This is a genomic window from Roseivivax sp. GX 12232 (genome assembly GCF_021272185.1).
Classification (GTDB): Bacteria; Pseudomonadota; Alphaproteobacteria; order Rhodobacterales; family Rhodobacteraceae; genus Roseivivax.
Genome location: NZ_JAJSEC010000004.1, coordinates 205833 through 223992 on the forward strand (window position 1 = coordinate 205833; position 18160 = coordinate 223992).

At 68.5% G+C, this 18160-nt stretch carries 20 protein-coding genes; 17 read left to right on the forward strand and 3 right to left on the reverse strand.

Translation table 11 applies throughout. The annotated features are described in order from the left end of the window. The first annotated feature begins 351 nt into the window (after positions 1-351). Positions 352-1314 carry a glycosyltransferase family 2 protein gene (locus LR948_RS09320; protein ID WP_232753736.1) on the forward strand — a complete coding sequence of 321 codons (963 nt, stop codon included), beginning with the start codon at positions 352-354 and terminating at the stop codon, positions 1312-1314. A 131-nt stretch (positions 1315-1445) separates the two neighbouring features. Here the strand turns inward: LR948_RS09320 and mdh are convergent, their stop codons facing one another. Next, on the reverse strand, positions 1446-2408 hold the full coding sequence (gene mdh / locus LR948_RS09325) for a malate dehydrogenase (RefSeq protein ID WP_232753737.1): 963 nt from the start codon (positions 2406-2408) through the stop codon (positions 1446-1448). Between the two features lie 174 nt (positions 2409-2582). Here mdh and LR948_RS09330 point away from each other — a divergent pair, with 174 nt between their 5' ends. The 16 genes from LR948_RS09330 (at position 2583) to LR948_RS09405 (ending at position 16788) form a co-directional block, all read left to right on the forward strand. Further along, on the forward strand, positions 2583-3335 hold the full coding sequence (locus LR948_RS09330; RefSeq protein WP_232753738.1) for a sulfite exporter TauE/SafE family protein: 753 nt from the start codon (positions 2583-2585) through the stop codon (positions 3333-3335). 396 nt (positions 3336-3731) lie between these two features. Then, positions 3732-4583: a CoA ester lyase gene (locus tag LR948_RS09335; RefSeq protein ID WP_232753739.1), complete on the forward strand. Its 852-nt coding sequence runs from the start codon at positions 3732-3734 to the stop codon at positions 4581-4583. 5 nt (positions 4584-4588) lie between these two features. Continuing rightward, complete coding sequence (locus LR948_RS09340) at positions 4589-5134, forward strand: NnrU family protein (RefSeq protein WP_232753740.1); 546 nt, start codon at positions 4589-4591, stop codon at positions 5132-5134. A 19-nt stretch (positions 5135-5153) separates the two neighbouring features. Continuing rightward, on the forward strand, positions 5154-5357 hold the full coding sequence (locus tag LR948_RS09345) for a DUF1737 domain-containing protein (RefSeq protein WP_232753741.1): 204 nt from the start codon (positions 5154-5156) through the stop codon (positions 5355-5357). Further along, complete coding sequence (locus LR948_RS09350) at positions 5354-6397, forward strand: MaoC family dehydratase (RefSeq protein ID WP_232753742.1); 1044 nt, start codon at positions 5354-5356, stop codon at positions 6395-6397. Before LR948_RS09345 ends, LR948_RS09350 begins: the two co-directional genes overlap by 4 nt. 240 nt (positions 6398-6637) lie before the next feature. Next, positions 6638-7021, forward strand: coding sequence for a succinate dehydrogenase, cytochrome b556 subunit (sdhC, locus tag LR948_RS09355; RefSeq protein WP_232753743.1), 384 nt, complete (start codon positions 6638-6640; stop codon positions 7019-7021). Positions 7022-7035: 14 nt separating this feature from the next. Then, entirely contained in the window at positions 7036-7407 is a 372-nt protein-coding gene (gene sdhD, locus LR948_RS09360; protein WP_232753744.1) for a succinate dehydrogenase, hydrophobic membrane anchor protein, read from the forward strand. Between the two features lie 22 nt (positions 7408-7429). Further along, the gene (gene sdhA, locus LR948_RS09365) at positions 7430-9235 is read left to right on the forward strand and encodes a succinate dehydrogenase flavoprotein subunit (protein WP_232753745.1); all 1806 of its coding nucleotides are present in this window, start codon (positions 7430-7432) and stop codon (positions 9233-9235) included. Beyond that, positions 9235-9549 (forward strand): hypothetical protein, encoded by a 315-nt coding sequence (locus tag LR948_RS09370; RefSeq protein ID WP_232753746.1) that lies wholly within the window; start codon positions 9235-9237, stop codon positions 9547-9549. The genes sdhA and LR948_RS09370 overlap by 1 nt, the downstream gene beginning before the upstream one ends. 90 nt (positions 9550-9639) lie before the next feature. Then, positions 9640-10485, forward strand: a complete 846-nt coding sequence (locus LR948_RS09375; protein WP_232753747.1) for a hypothetical protein — start codon at positions 9640-9642, stop codon at positions 10483-10485. 5 nt (positions 10486-10490) lie between these two features. Beyond that, positions 10491-11270 (forward strand): succinate dehydrogenase iron-sulfur subunit, encoded by a 780-nt coding sequence (locus tag LR948_RS09380; RefSeq protein ID WP_232753748.1) that lies wholly within the window; start codon positions 10491-10493, stop codon positions 11268-11270. Positions 11271-12005: 735 nt separating this feature from the next. Next, positions 12006-12167: a hypothetical protein gene (locus LR948_RS09385; RefSeq protein ID WP_232753749.1), complete on the forward strand. Its 162-nt coding sequence runs from the start codon at positions 12006-12008 to the stop codon at positions 12165-12167. A gap of 350 nt (positions 12168-12517) precedes the next feature. Further along, a complete protein-coding gene (locus LR948_RS09390; RefSeq protein ID WP_232753750.1) occupies positions 12518-14155 on the forward strand; it encodes an FAD-binding dehydrogenase in 1638 nt (545 codons plus the stop codon). After that, positions 14155-14349, forward strand: coding sequence for a hypothetical protein (locus tag LR948_RS09395; RefSeq protein ID WP_232753751.1), 195 nt, complete (start codon positions 14155-14157; stop codon positions 14347-14349). The genes LR948_RS09390 and LR948_RS09395 overlap by 1 nt, the downstream gene beginning before the upstream one ends. Positions 14350-14609: 260 nt before the next feature. Beyond that, the gene (locus LR948_RS09400) at positions 14610-15779 is read left to right on the forward strand and encodes a type III PLP-dependent enzyme (RefSeq protein WP_232753752.1); all 1170 of its coding nucleotides are present in this window, start codon (positions 14610-14612) and stop codon (positions 15777-15779) included. A 160-nt stretch (positions 15780-15939) separates the two neighbouring features. Beyond that, entirely contained in the window at positions 15940-16788 is an 849-nt protein-coding gene (locus LR948_RS09405) for a DUF1989 domain-containing protein (RefSeq protein WP_232753753.1), read from the forward strand. Between the two features lie 219 nt (positions 16789-17007). Here the strand turns inward: LR948_RS09405 and deoD are convergent, their stop codons facing one another. Beyond that, on the reverse strand, positions 17008-17712 hold the full coding sequence (deoD, locus tag LR948_RS09410; protein ID WP_232753754.1) for a purine-nucleoside phosphorylase: 705 nt from the start codon (positions 17710-17712) through the stop codon (positions 17008-17010). After that, positions 17712-18023: an H-NS family nucleoid-associated regulatory protein gene (locus tag LR948_RS09415; protein WP_232753755.1), complete on the reverse strand. Its 312-nt coding sequence runs from the start codon at positions 18021-18023 to the stop codon at positions 17712-17714. The genes deoD and LR948_RS09415 overlap by 1 nt, the downstream gene beginning before the upstream one ends. Positions 18024-18160 lie beyond the last annotated feature (137 nt).

Sequence of the window (18160 nt, forward strand, 5' to 3'; positions counted from 1 at the left end):
GCCTTTCGTGCCGCTATACCCAATCGCGCGGGGGCACTTGCAGTCAAATCGTGATGGACGGGCGCTAACACGACAAAAAACCGACATTTGTGATCACTGGCTTTGCGGCTGTGATCACAAGTTGCGCGCCCTGCGTGACTCGGTCGCGCATGAGCCCGTGCGGCGCTGCATCACCGGGGCGGGAAAGGCGGTTCGGCGTTTTGACAGCCCGGGCGCCAGCGCGCAGCTTGGCGCGATGAAAGCCCGTCCTGCGCGTCATATCGAGAGGTTCGCCACCCGTTTCTGGGGTGGGGTTGGCGCGCGTTGTGGCCTCCGCGGGCGGCCCGTGGCGCCGCCCGCCCGGAGCCGCGCATGACCCGCTGGGGCGTCGCCGCCACGGTCGCCGAGCCGCCCGCGCTCCTGGCCGGTTTCGTGGCGCATTACCTCTCGCTCGGCGCGAGCTCCGTGCGGCTCTACCTCGACCGCCCCGCGCCCGAGGCCGAGGCGCTCCTGTCCGACCTTCCGGGCGTCGAGCTGATCCGCGCGGACGCGGAGTTCTATCTCCGCACCCTCGGACGCCGGCGGCGGCCCGACCACCTCAACCGGCGGCAGCGGATGAACATCGACCACGCCTATGCCACGCTGCCGGTCGACTGGCTCCTGCACGTCGATGCCGATGAGTTCCTGGCCGCGCCGGAGTTCGCCGCGCGGCTCGCCGCCCAGCCGCCCGAGGTCGACAGCCTGCGCATCGCCAACGGCGAACGCGCCTGGCTCGCGGGACCGCCGCCGCGCACCATCTTCGAGGGCGTGTTGCGCTGGCAGGTGCCGGGACCGCGGCCCGCCGTCCGGGCGCGGCTCGGCCCCGAGGTCATGCGCTTCACCGACCGGGGGTTCTGCGGCCATGCGCTGGGCAAGAGCGTGACGCGCACCGGGCGCGGGCTGCGGCTCGGGCTGCACGCGCCGCGCCGCGAGCCCGTGGCGCGGATCACGGAGATGTCTGACGCGCGGATCGTGCATTTCGACGGGCTCACCCGGGCGCATTGGAGCGCCAAGCTGATGCGCTACGCGGAGCAGGGGCTCTATGACGCTGCGCGCCCGGCGCAGCGGTTCCGCGCGGCGCAGATCGCCCATGTGACCGAGGCGGGCGGGCGTGCCGCGGCGGGGGCACTGCACGACCGGCTGCGGGTCCTGGGCGCGGCGGAGGCCGAGGCTCTGCGGTCCGAAGGTCTGCTCGAACCCATGCCCTGCGACCCGGCAGGCGCCGCGCGGGCGCTGTTCGGAGAGGGCTTCGATCTGTCGCCCGAGGGCTTCGACCGGGCGCTGGGGCTCGCCTGACGGAAGGCGCGTCGGGACGCCCCGTCGCCCAAGAGAACCGGACGCCCATCGCAAAAAAAGAAAACCAACCGCCCAAAAGAAAAGGGGCCGCCCGCGGCAGCCCCTTCTCCGAAGTCTCTAAGCCAGATCGCTCAGGCCAGGGTCTCGTCGATGCCCTTGCAGGCGTCCACCAGGCCCTTCACCGCGTTGACCGAGCTGTCGAACATGGACTTCTCGTCCTTGTTCATCTCGATCTCGACGATGCGCTCGACGCCGCCGTCGCCGATCACGGTCGGCACGCCGACATACATGCCCTTCAGGCCGAACTCGCCGTCGCACCATGCCGCGCAGGGCAGGACGCGCTTCTGGTCCTTCAGGTAGGCTTCCGCCATCTCGATCGCCGCGGTGGCGGGCGCGTAGAAGGCCGAGCCGGTCTTCAGGAGGCCCACAATCTCGGCGCCGCCGTCACGGGTGCGCTGCACGATCGCGTCGAGCTTGTCCTGGGTGGTCCAGCCCATCTTCACCAGGTCCGGCAGCGGCACGCCGGCGACGGTGGAATAGCGGGTCAGCGGCACCATGGTGTCGCCGTGGCCGCCCAGCACGAAGGCCGAGACGTCCTTCATCGAGACGCCGAACTCCAGCGACAGGAAGTGGCGGAAGCGCGCGCTGTCCAGCACGCCGGCCATGCCGCAGACCTTGGCGTGGGGCAGGCCCGAGAACTCGCGCAGCGCCCAGACCATGGCGTCCAGCGGGTTGGTGATGCAGATCACGAAGGCGTCCGGCGCGTTGTCGCGGATGCCTTCGCCCACGGCCTTCATGACCTTGAGGTTGATGCCCAGCAGGTCGTCGCGGCTCATGCCCGGCTTGCGCGGGACACCGGCGGTCACGATGCAGACATCCGCACCGGCGATGTCGGCATAGTCCGAGGTGCCCTTGAGATGCGCGTCGAAGCCCTCGGCGGGGCCGGATTCCGCGATGTCGAGCGCCTTGCCCTCGGGCGTGCCCTCGGCAATGTCGAAGAGCACGACGTCGCCGAGTTCCTTGAGCGCGGCGAGATGCGCGAGCGTGCCGCCGATCTGCCCCGCACCGATCAGCGCGATCTTGGGTCTGGCCATGGAAAGTTCTCCGGTTGGGTCAAATGTCGCCCGCTGGCGTAAGCAATGAAATCCCCGCGCGCAAGCCTGCCCCTCGGGCCGTGGTGCCCCCGGAGCCCCGGGTGCGGGGCTGTTCACCGCCGCACGCCGCCGCTAACACTGGCCCGACGCTGTTGATTTCAGGACCGTTTTCACATGGAGATTCTAAGCTGGCCGGTCTTTGCCCTGGCCGTGCCCGCGGTGATCTTCGCGGGCATCTCGAAGGGCGGATTCGGCTCCGGGGCGGCCTTTGCCTCGGCCTCGATTCTGGCGCTGGTACTCGAACCCGGCGCGGCGCTGGGGCTGATGCTGCCGCTTCTGATGGTGATCGACGTGGTCAGCCTGCCGGCCTACTGGCGGCGCTGGAGCTGGCCCGAATCGCGGCTCCTGATCTACGCGGGACTGCCCGGCGTGGGGCTCGGGGCGCTGTTCTACCAATGGACCAGCGCCGATGCGATCCGGCTGGTGATCGGGCTGGTCTGCCTGCTCTTCATCGGCTGGGCCTGGGCGCAGAAGTCCGGGCTGGTGCGGATCGAGCGCGCCATGGGGCGCCGCGCGGGCGTGCTGGCGGGGGTGACGCTGGGCTTCACCTCCTTCGTGAGCCATGCCGGCGGGCCGGCGGCGGCGGTCTACCTGCTGGGCCGGAAGCTCGACAAGACGGCCTTCCAGGCCTCCACCGTGCTGGTCTTCTGGGCGATCAACCTCTCCAAGGTCGGGATCTACGGGGCGATGGGCATCTTCAGCCGCGAGACGCTGCTGCTCGGGCTGGCGCTGGTGCCCGCAGCGCTATTGGGCACCTGGCTCGGCATCCGCGCGCATCGGCTGGTGCCCGAGCGGGTCTTCTTCGGGGTGACGTATGTCCTGCTGGCGGTGACCGGGAGCAAGCTGATCTTCGACGCGCTGACGTGAGGGGTGTGGAGCCGCGCAGCGCCGGGCCGGGGCGCGGCGATCCGACGGTCGGGCGGCGGCGCTTTATAGCAGCTATGTTTGGAAGAGGGTCTGGCGGCGTGCCTCGCTCCACCAAATCGCCGTGCCGTCCGGCCGGCCCGGCGATGCGCGGCGGCCTGCGGCCGGCTATTCCGCGCGGGAAGGGGGGCGGGCTTGGGTGGTTGAGGTGAGAAGTGGGCCGCATCACGCCTTTCAATGACGTGCCGTCTGCTCCGCAAAAAGCGCGCCCTTCACCGCCCCCAACCGACCACCCCCGCCCACCTCTCTGCACCGCGGCAATTTCTCCTTGAATGTTTCGTCAAAAACTGGCTGTCTCCGCGCAACATTATTTCGCGCGCAATCCAGAGAGGCCCCGCCATGATGACCCGTCCGCTTCGATCGGTGCTGTATATTCCCGGCTCCAAACCCCGGGCGATCGAGAAGGCGCGGGGCCTCGCGGTGGATGCGATCATCTTCGACCTCGAGGACGCGGTCTCGCCCGAGGAGAAGGCTGCCGCCCGCGCGACGCTCGCCGAGGAGCTGGAGAAAGGCGGCTTTGGCCTGCGCCTGAAGCTCGTGCGGATCAACGGGCTCGAGACCGACTGGGGCGCAGACGACGCCCGCGCGGCTGCCGGGATGCAGGCCGACGCGGTGCTCCTGCCCAAGGTCGAAAGCACGGCCCAGCTCGATGCGCTGGCGCGGATCACCGGCGAGGCGCGGCTCTGGGCGATGATGGAGACCCCGCGCGGCATCCTGAACGCCGGCGAGATCGCGGCCCATCCGCTGATGGACGGCTTCGTCATGGGCACCAACGACCTGGTGAAGGAGTTGGGTGCCCGGGCCACGCCCGACCGGCTCGCCATGCTGCCGGCGCTGGGCCAGTGCCTGCTCGCCGCCCGTGCCTATGGCATCGCGGCGGTCGATGGTGTCTACAACGCCTTCAAGGACACCGAAGGGCTCGCGGCCGAATGCCGCCAGGGCCGCGACATGGGCTTCGACGGCAAGACGCTGATCCATCCCGCCCAGGTCGAGACCGCCAATGCCGCCTTTGGACCTTCGGAAGATGACCTCGACCTCGCCCGCCGCCAGATCGCCGCCTATGAGGCCGCCAAGGCCGAAGGGCAGGGGGTCGCGGTGGTCGACGGCAAGATCGTGGAGAATCTGCACGTAGACACGGCCCGCAAACTCTTGGCACAAGCAGAGGCAATCGACGCCATCGAAAAAGGGTGATCCCCATGGTTCTGCTTGTCCTCGGCATCCTCCTCTGGAGCGCGGCCCATCTGTTCAAACGCGCCGCGCCCACGGCCTTCGAAGGGCTGGGCGGCGCCGGCAAGGGGCTGGTCGCCGCGGGCGTCTTCGCGGGGCTCGCGCTGATCGTCCTGGGCTACCGGGGCGCGGCCTTCATCCCGGTCTGGAGCCCGCCGGCCTTCATGGTCCACATCAACAACCTGCTGATGCTGGGGGCGGTCTTCCTCTTCGGGATGAGCGCCACCAAGGGCCGGCTGCGCGGCAAGATGCGGCATCCGCAGCTCACCGCCGTGAAGGTCTGGGCAGTGGCGCATCTGCTGGTCAACGGCGACCTGGCCTCGATCCTGCTCTTCGGCTCGATGCTGGCCTGGGCCGTGGCCGAGGTCGTGGTGATCAACCGCAGCACCACCTGGGACCGCCCCGAACCGGGCCCCGCCAAGAAGGACGTCACCCTGGTGATCGTGACGCTCGTGGTCTTCACGGTGATCACCGGCGTGCACGCCTGGCTGGGCGTCTGGCCCTTCCCCTCCTGACAATCTCCGAGGTGAGACCATGAAACTCTACCGCTTCCTCAGCGAGGACGACACCTCCGCCTTCTGCCACAAGGTCTCCGAGGCCCTGTCCAAGGGCTGGGAGCTTTACGGCGATCCGACCTATGCCTTCGACGCGGCCAACGGCGTGATGCGCTGCGGCCAGGCGGTGGTGAAGGAGGCGCCGGGCGACTACCACCCCGAGATGAAGCTGGGCGCGCAATGAGCGAGCCCAAGAGCAAGACCAACGCGGGCCGCTTCTTCGAGGATTACCGCGTCGGCCAGGTGATCGACCACGCGGTGCCGCGCACCGTCGGCGCGGGCGAGCGGGCGCTTTATCACGCGCTTTATCCCGACCGGCACGCGCTCTGCTCCTCGGATGCCTTCGCCCGCGCCTCGGGGCTGGCGCAAAGCCCGATCGACCCGCTGGTCGCCTTCCACGTGGTCTTCGGCAAGACCGTGCCGGACATCTCGCTGAACGCCCGGGCCAACCTGGGCTACGCCGAGGGGCGCTGGCACCAGCCGGTCTTCGAGGGCGACACCCTGCGCGCCCGCTCCGAGGTGATCGGGCTGAAGGAGAACTCCAACGGCCGCACCGGCATCGTCTGGGTCCGCAGCGAAGGGCTGAACCAGGACGGCGCGCGAGTGATGAGCTACGTCCGCTGGGTCATGGTGAACAAGCGCGACCCCGTCGCGCCCGCGCCCGAGCCGCATGTGCCCGAGCTGGCGCCCGCGCTCTCGGCCGCTGACCTCGCGGTGCCGCCGGGGCTCGATTTCACCGGCTACGACTTTTCGCTGGCCGGAGAGCCGCACCGGCTGGGCGACTACCGCCCCGGCGAGGTGATCGACCATGTCGACGGCGTCACCGTCGAGGAGGCCGAGCACATGATCGCCACCCGGCTCTGGCAGAACACCGCCAAGGTGCATTTCGACGCCACCCAGCGCGAGGACGGCAAGCGGCTGATCTACGGCGGGCATGTGATCTCCATGGCGCGGGCGCTCTCCTTCAACGGGCTCGCCAATGCGCAGCTCGTCGCGGGGCTGAACGCGGGCAGCCATGCCAACCCCTGTTTCGCCGGCGACACGCTGCGCGCCTGGTCCGAGGTGCTGGACACCGCCGAGACCGAAGCGCCGGGCGTCGGCGCGATCCGGCTGCGGCTTGTGGCGACCAAGGAAGCGGCGCCGGGCGACCTCAAGGATGCCTCGGGGCGCTACCTGCCGGGGGTGCTTCTCGACCTCGATTACTGGGCGCTGATGCCGGTCTGAGACCGGGCCCGGAAGCCCCCGCGCGCCCCCGTCCGAGGGGGCGCGGACTGTTAACGCCAACGGATTCGCGGGGATTTCCGTCAGGGGCGTTTTCTGTGATCACACGTATCGGCCTTGTGATCACTAAGCCGGAAACCCGGCCTGAAACCGCGTCAAACCGGCTCAATTTTCCCGATGAGCGCGTGACAGCGCGGCAATTTCGATTAGAACCCCGAGCAAGGGAACCGAAAGGACTAGTCCATGGCCGACGTGAATCGGGGCAACCGGCCCCTCTCGCCGCATCTGCAGGTCTACCGCCCGCAGCTCACCTCCGTCACCTCGATCCTGACCCGCATCACCGGCAATGCGCTGATCGTCGCGATCCTGATGATCGTCTGGTGGTTCATCGCCGCCGCCTCGGGCCCCGAGGCCTTTGCAACGGCCGACGGTTTCGTGACCAGCTGGTTCGGTGACCTGGTGATGTTCCTGTCGCTCTGGGCGCTTTGGTATCACTTCCTCGCCGGGATCCGGCACCTGGTCTGGGACAGCGCGCGGATGCTCGAGCTGGAGACCGCCGAGAAGCTGGGCTGGGCCGTCGTCGGCGGATCGGTCGTGCTGACCGTCCTGACCGCCCTGATCGTCTGAAGGAGGCGCGAGACATGGCTTATATGACCGACCGCAAGCGCGCCGAGAACTGGGGCAGCGCGAAATCCGGCACCGCGCATTTCTGGCGCATGAAGGTGCAATCCGTGGGTCTGCTGATCCTGGTGCCGCTGTTCGTCTTCACCTTCGGCCCGACGCTCGGCGGCAGCTACGAAGAGGTGACGGCCTATTTCGCCCGGCCCTTCCCGGCGATCGTGGCTGCGTTGACGATCCTCGTCACCTGCCTGCACTTCAAGGACGGCTTCCAGACCCTGGTCGAGGACTACGTCCACGGGATCTGGGAGAAGGTCCTGATCCTCGGCATGACCTGCCTGATGTATGCGCTCGCCGCGACCGGCCTCTTCGCCGTCGCGCGCCTGGCGCTCTGAATTCGCGGAGTTTCACAGAGACATGGCTGAATACGAATACGAGACGCATGATTATGACGTCGTGGTCGTGGGCGCCGGGGGCTCGGGCCTCCGGGCGACCCTGGGCATGGCCGAACAGGGCCTGAAGACCGCCTGCGTCACCAAGGTCTTCCCGACCCGCTCGCACACGGTGGCGGCGCAGGGCGGCATCGCCGCCTCGCTGTCGAACATGGGCCCCGACCACTGGCAGTGGCACATGTATGACACGGTGAAGGGCTCGGACTGGCTGGGCGACACCGACGCGATGGAATACCTCGCGCGGAACGCCCCGGCGGCGGTCTACGAGCTCGAGCACTACGGCGTGCCCTTCTCGCGCACCGAGGAAGGCAAGATCTACCAGCGCCCCTTCGGCGGCCATACCACCGAGTTCGGCGAAGGCCCCCCGGTGCAGCGCACCTGCGCCGCCGCCGACCGCACCGGCCACGCGATCCTGCACACGCTTTACGGCCAGTCGCTGAAGAACAACGCCGAGTTCTACATCGAGTATTTCGCCATCGACCTTCTGATGGACGATGACGGCACCTGCACCGGCGTGGTCTGCTGGAAGCTCGACGACGGCACCATCCACGTCTTCAACGCCAAGATGGTCGTGCTGGCGACCGGCGGCTACGGCCGCGCCTATTTCTCGGCGACCTCGGCGCATACCTGCACCGGCGACGGCGGCGGCATGGTGGCCCGCGCGGGCCTGCCGCTCCAGGACATGGAGTTCGTGCAGTTCCACCCCACCGGCATCTACGGTGCGGGCTGCCTCATCACCGAGGGCGCCCGCGGCGAGGGCGGCTATCTCACCAACTCCGAAGGGGAGCGCTTCATGGAGCGCTACGCCCCCAACTACAAGGACCTGGCGCCGCGCGACTACGTCTCGCGCTGCATGACCATGGAGATCCGCGAAGGCCGGGGCGTCGGCAAGAACGGCGACCACATCCACCTCAACCTCTCGCATCTGCCGAAGGAGGCGCTGCAGCTGCGCCTGCCCGGCATCTCCGAGAGCGCCCGGATCTTCGCCGGCGTCGATGTCACCAAGGAGCCGATCCCGGTCATCCCGACGGTGCATTACAACATGGGCGGCATCCCGACGAACTACTGGGGCGAGGTGCTGAACCCGACCCAGGACGACCCCAACAAGGTGGTCCCCGGCCTGATGGCCGTGGGCGAGGCGGGCTGCGCCTCGGTGCATGGCGCCAACCGCCTGGGTTCGAACTCGCTGATCGACCTGGTGGTCTTCGGCCGCGCCGCGGCGATCCGGGCGGGCGATGTCGTCGACCGCGCCGCCTCGCCCCGTGCGGTGAACAAGGGCCAGGTGGACAAGGCGCTCGACCGCTTCGACGGGCTGCGCCACGCCCAGGGCGCCACGCCCACCGCCGAGCTGCGCCTCGACATGCAGACCACCATGCAGGAGGACGCCGCCGTCTTCCGCACCGGCGAGACCATGGGCAATGGCGTCAAGCGCATGACCGAGATCGCCGGCCGCATGTCGGACATCCAGGTCACCGACCGCAGCCTGGTCTGGAACTCCGACCTGATGGAGACGCTCGAGCTGACCAACCTCATGCCCAACGCCCTGGCGACCATCGTCTCGGCCGAGGCCCGGACCGAGAGCCGCGGCGCGCATGCCCATGAGGACCACCCCGAACGTGACGACAGCACCTGGCGCGTGCACACGATCAGCCGCATCGCCGAGGCCAAGGTCGACCTCGAGTACCGCCCGGTGATCACCGACCCGCTGACCCAGGAACAGCAGGGCGGCATCGAGCTGCAGAAGATCGCGCCCAAGGCGCGGACCTTCTGATGCGTCTGGCGCTGCTTGCTCTCCTGGTGCCCCTGCTTTCGGCCTGCACGGTCGAGAGCCAGGACCAGCTCGCGCGGGCGGCGGCGAAATCCACGGTGAACCGGGTGGTGCTGGCGCGCTACCCGGAGCTGCCGCTGGAGCCCGCGATCAACTGCGTGATCGACAACGCCTCCTCCGAGCAGCTCCTCTCGCTCGCCGCCGACAGCGTGACCGGCCCGACCGAGAGCAGCGCCGAGGTGGTGACCGCCATCCTGCGCCGCCCGACGACCGTGCAATGCCTCGGCGCCGCCACCCTGGCCGGGCTCGGGGGGTGAGGTGATGACGGCCCGCGCAACCCATCGGGATCTTTGCCGCTGCCCGGACCGCGCGTCCGGCGCGCCGGGGCGGGCTGCGGGAGGCCGGCCATGAGTGCCGACCTGTCTCAGCTCGACGCGCGCCCCGTGGCCCCCGAGGGCCCCTTTGAGGGTGAGACGCCCTTCGCGGTGCTCACGCTGATGACCGATGCCGCGGCCTATGCCGAGATGGTCGAGAGCTTCCGTTCGCGGGGCTTCGATGCGGCGCGCTGCGCGTTCCTCTATGGCGACAACCGCGCGGGCAATGCCTTCGATGGCTACTCCGGGCTGACCCGGATGATCGCCGCGGCGCGGGCGCGTTACGTGATCCTCGCGCATCAGGACGTGCGCGCCGAGTTCGACGATGCCGACACGCTCCTGGCCCGGCTCGAGGCGCTCGAGGCCGCGCATCCCGACTGGGCGGTCGCGGGCAACGCCGGGCGGCAGGGCGAGGACTATCACCTGCATATCTCGGACCCCGTCGGCGAGGATCGCCGCATGGGCCGCCTGCCGCATCCCGTCGAGGCGCTCGACGAGAACTTCCTGGTCCTCAAGCGCGAGAGCCTCGTCGCCCCCTCGGTGGATCTTCAGGGTTTCCACCTCTACGGTCTGGACCTGGTCCAGAACGCGCGGGCGCGGGGTTACGGCGCCTATGCCATCGACTTCCACCTCCGGCATCTCAGCCGGGGGACGATCGACCGCAGTTACCTGGCCGCGGTTGACGCATATGAACGCAAGCACGCGCGGCTGATGCGTCCGCGGATGCTGCGGTCCCTGAATTCGCCCGTCTACCTGACGCCGAACCGGGTCGGGCGGCTGCGCTGGCTGCGCACCATGCTTGGCCACCGCAAGCACCTTCGCTGGCAGCTCGAACAAAGCGCCGCCCAGACCACCCTCGAAGCGACACATCCGGAGTAACAGACATGGTCCAACTGACGCTTCCCAAGAACTCCACCATCCGCACCGGCAAGACCTGGCCGAAGCCGGAGGGGGCGACCCGTCTCAAGACCTTCAAGATCTACCGCTGGTCGCCGGACGACGGGGAAAACCCGCGCGTGGACACCTATTTCCTCGATCTCGACGCCTGCGGCCCGATGGTTCTGGACGCGCTGATCAAGATCAAGAACGAGATTGACCCGACGCTGACCTTCCGCCGCTCCTGCCGCGAGGGCATCTGCGGCTCCTGCGCGATGAACATTGACGGGATCAACACGCTGGCCTGCATCTACGGCATCGACGAGGTGAAGGGCGACGTGAAGATCTACCCGCTGCCGCATATGCCGGTGGTCAAGGACCTCATTCCGGACCTGACGCATTTCTACGCGCAGCACGCCTCGATCATGCCCTGGCTCGAGACCAAGACGAACCGCCCCGCGAAGGAATGGCGGCAGTCGATCGAGGACCGCGAGAAGCTCGACGGTCTCTATGAATGCGTGATGTGCGCCTCCTGTTCGACGGCCTGCCCGTCCTACTGGTGGAACGGCGACCGCTACCTCGGGCCCGCGGCGCTCCTGCACGCCTACCGCTGGATCATCGATTCGCGCGACGAGGCGACCGGTGAGCGGCTGGACGACCTGGAGGATCCCTTCAAGCTCTACCGCTGCCACACCATCATGAACTGCGCGAAGACCTGCCCGAAGGGTCTGAACCCGGCCAAGGCCATCGCGGAGATCAAGAAGATGATGGTCGAGCGCGCGATCTGATCGCGGTGTTGCGGGCCGAGGCGGCTGCCTTTGGGGTGGTGGCCTTGGTCTGCGGTGGGGTGGATCACTGAGATGGGCTGTTCCGGCGGACGGTTGGTCTAGGTCGCCTAGCCGTCGGACATGCTCGCCGCTGGATCCGCACCCCGCCCCAGAGGCCCCGCATCTGGCGCGCCGCTGAAGCAAGGGCGCGCGCCGGACCGGGGACCGGCGCTGCTTCACTCTGAGTGGCGCACTTTATCCCAGCAATGTCAGGGCTCGTGTCGATCTACGCACGCCACCCCCAAGAGCGCCGGCCCAAGGGGCCGGTCCGGCGCGCGCCCGGCACCTTCGGTGCTATTCGGGCGCAAGGGGGCGAGCTGGACCGGCTCGCTTTATATCGCAGGGGCGGGCTGGACTTTGTGCCGTCCACCCCAAGTGCTGACGTCTTGGGCAAAGAACTGACCATTTCACCGGCACACGACTCTCCGGCAACCGCGCGTCGGATTGCCTGCATCGAGGCTCTCACCGGCCCACGAATCTTCGGGCATCCACCCGCCGCAATGCCAGCATGCGAGGCGCATCGGCGCATCGGCTTTTCTATGCATCGGCCCTCAACCTGCTTGCCCCAGACCCACCATCCGCCGCCTTGAACACAGCTCATGCCGCCCATGCGCCCGGCGCGATTGTGGCCCCCGGGCCCCGGGCATAGGTCAGTCTCACGCAAAGGGAGGTCGGATCAGCAGAAAGAGGTCTGACATGACCACCACCGCAGCCAAGCACAGCCCGCAGGACGCCCTGAGCCTTCTCGAAGACGCGCTGGCCTATTACGACCCGAGCGATCTCGGCACCGAGGCCGATGCGCGCGCCGCCAACCTGGCCTCCGCTCCGGGCGAGGACACCGACCGCGAGGCGGCCTGAGACGGCGCCATCGCTCCGGCGCGGGCCAAGGCTGCGCGCTGGGGCGGTGATCTCCAGACAGTGGGCCTTCGATCGCACCGTCGCTTGTTGCGCCAACGAACGGCACGCGCTCACCACAGCGCTGGCAGCAGCGTTTGCGGCGCTAGGCGGAGCCATATGATCAATTTGGCCTGCCCGCCCCAATAGGTGCGAGACGGCCAAAACGCGCCGAGCGGTGTCCGGTCACCTCACCACGCCGACCCCCAACCCCACCCCCTCACGCGGCGTCAACCGCCCTGCCGGCTTGGCAGTGAAGCGGCCCTCCGCCTAGCCTGCACCGGTGTTTCGCGTGACCAGTTGGGAGGCAGTTCATGCATGATGTCATCGTCGTCGGGGCCGGTCTGGCCGGCCTCACCGCCGCAACCGAGGCCGCCGATCGCGGGCGGCGGGTGCTGATCGTCGACCAGGAGGGGCCGCAGAGCCTCGGCGGGCAGGCCTTCTGGTCGCTGGGCGGGCTCTTCATGGTCGACACCCCCGAACAGCGCCGCATGGGCATCCGCGACAGCCACGCGCTGGCGCGCTCGGACTGGATGGGCAGCGCGGGCTTCCACCGTCCCGAGGACGAGATGCCCGCCCGGGTCGCCGAAGCCTATCTCGACTTCGCCTCGGGCGAGATGCGCTCCTGGCTGCGCGGCATGGGCATGCGCTGGTTTCCGGTGGTCGGCTGGGCCGAACGCGGCGGCGGGCTGGCGCAGGGGCACGGCAACTCGGTGCCGCGCTTCCACCTGACCTGGGGCACCGGCCCGGGCGTCCTCGCCCCCTTCGAGCGCCGCGCCCGCGCCCATGAGGAGGCCGGCCGCATCACCTTCGCCTTCCGCCACCGCGTCACCGACCTGATCGTCGAGGGCGGCGCGGTGAAGGGCGTCGCGGGTGCGGTCCTCGCCCCCGACGCGGCCCGCCGCGGCGCGCCGAGCAGCCGCCAGGTGGTGGATGACTTCGAGCACAACGCCGAGGCCGTGGTGCTGACCAGCGGCGGCATCGGCGGCAATCTCGAGCTGGTGCGCCGCCGCTGGCCCAAGGACCTGGGCGCACCGCCCAGGAGCCTCGTCGCGGGCGTGCCCGATTACGTCGACGGGCAGATGGGTGAGGCCGCCAAGGGCGCCGGCGCCCGGGCGATCAACGAGGACCGGATGTGGCATTACACCGAGGGGCTGAGGAACTGGGACCCGATCTGGCCCGACCACGGCATCCGCATCCTGCCCGGGCCCTCCTCGATGTGGTTCGACGCGCTGGGCAACCGGCTCGAGGCGCCCTGCCTGCCGGGCTTCGACACCCGTGCGACCTTGCGGCGCATCCTTGAAACCGGACATGCCCACAGCTGGTTCATCCTCACACAGTCGATCATCAAGAAGGAGTTCGCCCTGTCCGGCTCCGAACAGAACCCTGACCTGACCTCCGGCCGCTGGACCGAAGTGCTGCGCGCGCGGCTCGGCGCCAAGGGCGCGCCGCCGCCGGTCGAGGCCTTCAAACAGCACGGCGCGGATTTCGTCGTGGAGCGGGACTTCGGCGACCTCGTGCACGGGATGAACGCGCTGACCCCCGAGGCGCCGCTCGATCCCGCGCGGCTCCGGGCCCAGATCGAGGCGCGCGACGCCCAGATCGACAATCCCTTCTGCAAGGACGCCCAGGTCACCGCGCTGCGCCAGGCGCGGGCCTATCGCGGCGACCGGCTGATCCGCACCGCCAGGCCGCACCGCATCCTCGACCCCGCGCATGGGCCGCTGATCGCCGTCAGGCTCAACATCCTGACGCGCAAGTCGCTGGGCGGGCTGATGACCGACCTCGAGGGCCATGTGCAGCACCGGGACGGCGGCTGGTTCGAGGGGCTCTTCGCCGCGGGCGAGGTCGCGGGCTTCGGCGGCGGCGGCTACCACGGCGAGAACGCGCTCGAGGGCAGCTTCCTCGGCGGCTGCCTGTTCTCGGGCCGCGCGGTGGGGCGCACGGTCTGATGGTCATCGTCGTTGGCCTCATCCTCGCCTTCGTGCTGATCGCGATCTTCGCCAACCGCGAGACCCGGTCCTGCCGCTGGCGCGAGTATCGCCAGTCCGAAGGCGAGAGCATCTGGCGCTGCGTGCAATGCGGCGCCGCGACCGAGGGCCAAAGCGGCAAGCCGCCCCAGATCTGCCTGAAAAGCGACGATTGACCCGCGCGGCGACCCCCCGAATTTGATCAAACTCTTCAAGGGGATATCGCGCGCCCGGCCGCGGCGTGACAGGGCGGAAAAATTCCGCCGGCGGGGGCAAAATTTCTCTTGAAACGACTCGGGCAAGGCCCGATATGCGCCTCACCAGACGCCAACGCACGCGCCTCTGTCCCATGGGTCCGCCCCACGGTTACGTAGCGACGGTAACGTCTCTGACAGAACTGAGCGGTCATATATGGCCGGGTCTATTGGAGATGGACATGAACGCATACGTTGCCGATTTCTCGGCTTACTCCGCTATTGAAACCTCCCGCGTCGAGCGTTTCATCTTCGACACCCACTTCGACCGTCCGACCCTCGTGATCGACCGCGAGGCGGTGGCCCGCCAGTTCCGCGCCCTGCGCGACGGGCTGGGCCGCGCCTCGATCCATTACGCGGTCAAGGCCAACCCGGCCCGCGAGATCATCGAGACGCTGGTCGGCCTCGGCTCGCATTTCGACGCCGCCTCGCGCGGCGAGATCGAGCTCTGCCTGGCCCAGGGCGCCGCGCCCTCGGAGATCTCCTTCGGCAACACCATCAAGCGCGCCTCGGACATCGCCTGGGCGCATGGCGTGGGCATCACGCTCTTTGCCGCCGACGCCGAGGAAGAGCTCGAGAAGATCGCCGAGCACGCCCCCGGCGCGCGGGTCTACATCCGCCTGATCGTCGACGCCTGCGAGGCCGACTGGCCGCTGACCCGCAAGTTCGGCTGCGGCCGCGACAAGGCGGTGTCGTTGATCGCGCGCGCTGCCGAGCTGGGCCTCGATCCGGTCGGCCTGTCCTTCCACGTCGGCTCGCAGACCAAGCGCGCGGCGGCCTGGGCACCGATCCTCGACCAGGTCAAATCGGTCTGGGACGCGGCAGAGGACGCCGGCTTCCCGCTGTCGCTCCTGAACATCGGCGGCGGCTTCCCGGCCTTCTACACCGACGCGGTGCAGGGCCCGACGCCCTATGCCGCCGAGGTCATGGCCCAGGTCGAGGCGCGCTTCGGCACCGAGATCGAGATCATGGCCGAGCCCGGCCGCGGCATGGTCGCCGAAGCCGGCGCCATCGCCGCCGAGGTGGTGCTGGTCTCGAAGAAGTCCGACAGCGACCTGCACCGCTGGGTCTACCTCGACATCGGCCGCTTCTCGGGCCTGGCCGAGACCGAGGGCGAGGCGATCCGCTACCAGTTCGCCACCCAGCGCGAGCACGAGGCGAAGGGCCCCTGCGTCATGGCCGGCCCCTCCTGCGACAGCGCCGACGTGCTCTACGAGAAGCGCCCGGTCGAGCTGCCGCTGGGGCTGCGCGCCGGCGACAAGGTCGCGATCCGCTCCTGCGGGGCCTATACCTCGACCTATTCCTCGGTCGGGTTCAACGGCTTCCCGCCGCTCGACGTGGTGGTGATCTGAGCGCGGGACGCTTGGGCGTCTAGGGCGGGTGAGCGTGCAGCGCTGCCGCGCGGAGGCCCCCGACGGACCGCAGAGACGACCCTTCAGGGGCCGGGCACTTGCCCGGCCCTTTTGCTTTGTGCTCTGGGGGCCTTGAGGATTTGACCAAGGAGACGCCGCCATGCCCCAGCCCGATGCCGAGGAACAGGCCGCCCGCCGCGCCGTGCCGCCGGTGATCTGCTATCCGCCCGAGACCCTGCCGGAGCTGCCGCTGACCCGCTACGCCGAGGCGCTGGAGGGCGCGAAGCTCGTCGACAGCGTCACCGTGCCCCCGCGCGAGGCGCTGACCTTCGACGTGCCGGCGGGGCATTTCTTCCGCATCGTCTCGGTCGAGGGGCCGCAGGTGGGCGATCTGAACCTCTGGAACGCCGCCGACCTCTCCGAGCGGTTCTATTCCGGCAAGACCCGGGCGCTGCACGGCACCCATGTCAGCACCGGAGACCGGCTCTGGTCGGCCTTCCCGCATCTGCGGCCCTTGGCCAGCGTGGTCGCGGATACGCTCGACTGGTATGGCATCGACGCCCACGGCGGCTCGGTGCACGACGTGATCGGCACGCGTTGCGATCCCTATACCGCGCATCTCTTGTCCGGGCAGGATTACCACCACTGCTGCCATTCGAACCTGACCCGGGCGCTGGCCGACCGGCTGGGCCTGCCGCTCGCCGAGGCCGAGCCGCATGTGCACGACGTGCTCAACGTCTTCATGTGCACCGGCTTCACCCGCGACACCGGGCAGTACTTCATGAAGGCAAGCCCGGTGCGCCCCGGCGATGCGCTGACCTGCCTGGCCGAGGTTGATCTCCTGGGCGCGCTCTCGGCCTGTCCGGGCGGCGACTGCGGGTCCGAGCATTCCTCGGACAGCGCCCCCTGCTATCCGCTGCGGGTGGAGATCCTGGCCCCCGAGGCGGGCGCGCTGGGCGAGTGGCAGAGCCCCGCGCGGGCGGGCTATGACCGCAGCCACGGGCGGTAGGGCCGGGGGGCCTTGGGCGCTTCCTTTGGGGGCGCGGGCGGTCCGACCCACGGGGGCAGGGGGCCACAAGGGGGCGCCCCTGTCCGGCCCTCGGGCCCCGACCAAGGCGTGCGCCTCCCGGCACACCCCCACCCAAAAAAGAAAATGCGCCGGCCCGGGAATAACCCGGCCGGCGCATTTCAATTCTCGCAATAGCCTTTCCCGGCCTTTGCCCCGCGCTTAGGGGAAGGCGGCTTCCAGCGCGATCTCGACCATTTCGCCGAAGCTCTTTTCGCGATCCTCCGACGGCAGCGCCTCATGGGTGATGAGGTGGTCGCTGACGGTCAGCACGCAAAGCGCCCGGATGCCGTGGCGCGCGGCGAGATTGTAAAGCTCGGCGGCCTCCATCTCGACGCCCAGAATACCGTGGCGGGTCATCTGTTCGTTCAGGTCCGGGCGTTCGTCATAGAAGACATCCGCCGAATAGATCCCGCCGACATGCACCCGCGATCCTTTCGCCTCGGCCGAGGTGACCGCGTTGCGCAACAGCTCCCAATCGGCCGGGGGCGCGAAGTTGAATTCGCGGAAAATGCCGCGCGACGGGGTGGAAATGGAAGAGGCGGTCATCGCGACGATCACATCGCGAATGGCCACCTTCTCCTGCATTCCGCCGCAAGAGCCGATGCGGATCAGGGTTTTCGCGCCGTAGTCGCGGATCAGTTCATTCGCGTAGATCGACAGCGAGGGCATTCCCATGCCGCTGCCGTGAATGGTGACGGGATGACCCTTCCAGGTGCCGGTATAGCCCAGCATCCCCCGCACTTCGTTCACCAGCCGGGGGTTTTCGAGATAGGTTTCCGCCGCCCAGCGGGCCCGATAGGGATCGCCGGGCATGAGCACGGTTTCGGCGATATCGCCGGGTTTCGCACCAATATGAATCGACATCAGATCTTCATGTCGTCCAGTGACTTGCCGGCGGCCAGCGCCTCGTTCAGCCATTTCGGCTTGCGGCCCCGGCCGGTCCAGGTCTGGCTGGCATCGGCGGGATTGGCGTATTTCGGAACGCCCTTCGAGGCCTTGGGGGCATTTGCGCCGTAGAGTTCCTCGAGCGAGAAGCCGAATTCGCGGGCGGCGTGATCCGCGGCGCGTTTCGCTTCGGCCTTGCGGCGGGCGTCGACGGATTTCAGCGCCTTATCCACGTCTTTTTTCAACTGTTCGAGGTCCTCGCGGGAAAGTTTCTCGAGATCGATATCCATTTGATCGCTCCTAAAAAGGGGTATGCCTTCTTTTAACAGGAATTCCTGAATGACAAGTCATTAAAAACCCCGAGTCACAAAAAAGAAAAACCCCGCACGCCTTAATGGCGACGTGCGGGGCGGAAATTCGTGAAAAG

Bases quoted from the DNA above. Each gene is read 5' to 3' on its own strand.
- LR948_RS09320 (WP_232753736.1), top strand. From the start codon at position 352: ATGACCCGCTGGGGCGTCGCCGCCACGGTCGCCGAGCCGCCCGCGCTC.
- mdh (WP_232753737.1), bottom strand. From the start codon at position 2,408: ATGGCCAGACCCAAGATCGCGCTGATCGGTGCGGGGCAGATCGGCGGC.
- LR948_RS09330 (WP_232753738.1), top strand. From the start codon at position 2,583: ATGGAGATTCTAAGCTGGCCGGTCTTTGCCCTGGCCGTGCCCGCGGTG.
- LR948_RS09335 (WP_232753739.1), top strand. From the start codon at position 3,732: ATGATGACCCGTCCGCTTCGATCGGTGCTGTATATTCCCGGCTCCAAA.
- LR948_RS09340 (WP_232753740.1), top strand. From the start codon at position 4,589: ATGGTTCTGCTTGTCCTCGGCATCCTCCTCTGGAGCGCGGCCCATCTG.
- LR948_RS09345 (WP_232753741.1), top strand. From the start codon at position 5,154: ATGAAACTCTACCGCTTCCTCAGCGAGGACGACACCTCCGCCTTCTGC.
- LR948_RS09350 (WP_232753742.1), top strand. From the start codon at position 5,354: ATGAGCGAGCCCAAGAGCAAGACCAACGCGGGCCGCTTCTTCGAGGAT.
- sdhC (WP_232753743.1), top strand. From the start codon at position 6,638: ATGGCCGACGTGAATCGGGGCAACCGGCCCCTCTCGCCGCATCTGCAG.
- sdhD (WP_232753744.1), top strand. From the start codon at position 7,036: ATGGCTTATATGACCGACCGCAAGCGCGCCGAGAACTGGGGCAGCGCG.
- sdhA (WP_232753745.1), top strand. From the start codon at position 7,430: ATGGCTGAATACGAATACGAGACGCATGATTATGACGTCGTGGTCGTG.
- LR948_RS09370 (WP_232753746.1), top strand. From the start codon at position 9,235: ATGCGTCTGGCGCTGCTTGCTCTCCTGGTGCCCCTGCTTTCGGCCTGC.
- LR948_RS09375 (WP_232753747.1), top strand. From the start codon at position 9,640: ATGAGTGCCGACCTGTCTCAGCTCGACGCGCGCCCCGTGGCCCCCGAG.
- LR948_RS09380 (WP_232753748.1), top strand. From the start codon at position 10,491: ATGGTCCAACTGACGCTTCCCAAGAACTCCACCATCCGCACCGGCAAG.
- LR948_RS09385 (WP_232753749.1), top strand. From the start codon at position 12,006: ATGACCACCACCGCAGCCAAGCACAGCCCGCAGGACGCCCTGAGCCTT.
- LR948_RS09390 (WP_232753750.1), top strand. From the start codon at position 12,518: ATGCATGATGTCATCGTCGTCGGGGCCGGTCTGGCCGGCCTCACCGCC.
- LR948_RS09395 (WP_232753751.1), top strand. From the start codon at position 14,155: ATGGTCATCGTCGTTGGCCTCATCCTCGCCTTCGTGCTGATCGCGATC.
- LR948_RS09400 (WP_232753752.1), top strand. From the start codon at position 14,610: ATGAACGCATACGTTGCCGATTTCTCGGCTTACTCCGCTATTGAAACC.
- LR948_RS09405 (WP_232753753.1), top strand. From the start codon at position 15,940: ATGCCCCAGCCCGATGCCGAGGAACAGGCCGCCCGCCGCGCCGTGCCG.
- deoD (WP_232753754.1), bottom strand. From the start codon at position 17,712: ATGTCGATTCATATTGGTGCGAAACCCGGCGATATCGCCGAAACCGTG.
- LR948_RS09415 (WP_232753755.1), bottom strand. From the start codon at position 18,023: ATGGATATCGATCTCGAGAAACTTTCCCGCGAGGACCTCGAACAGTTG.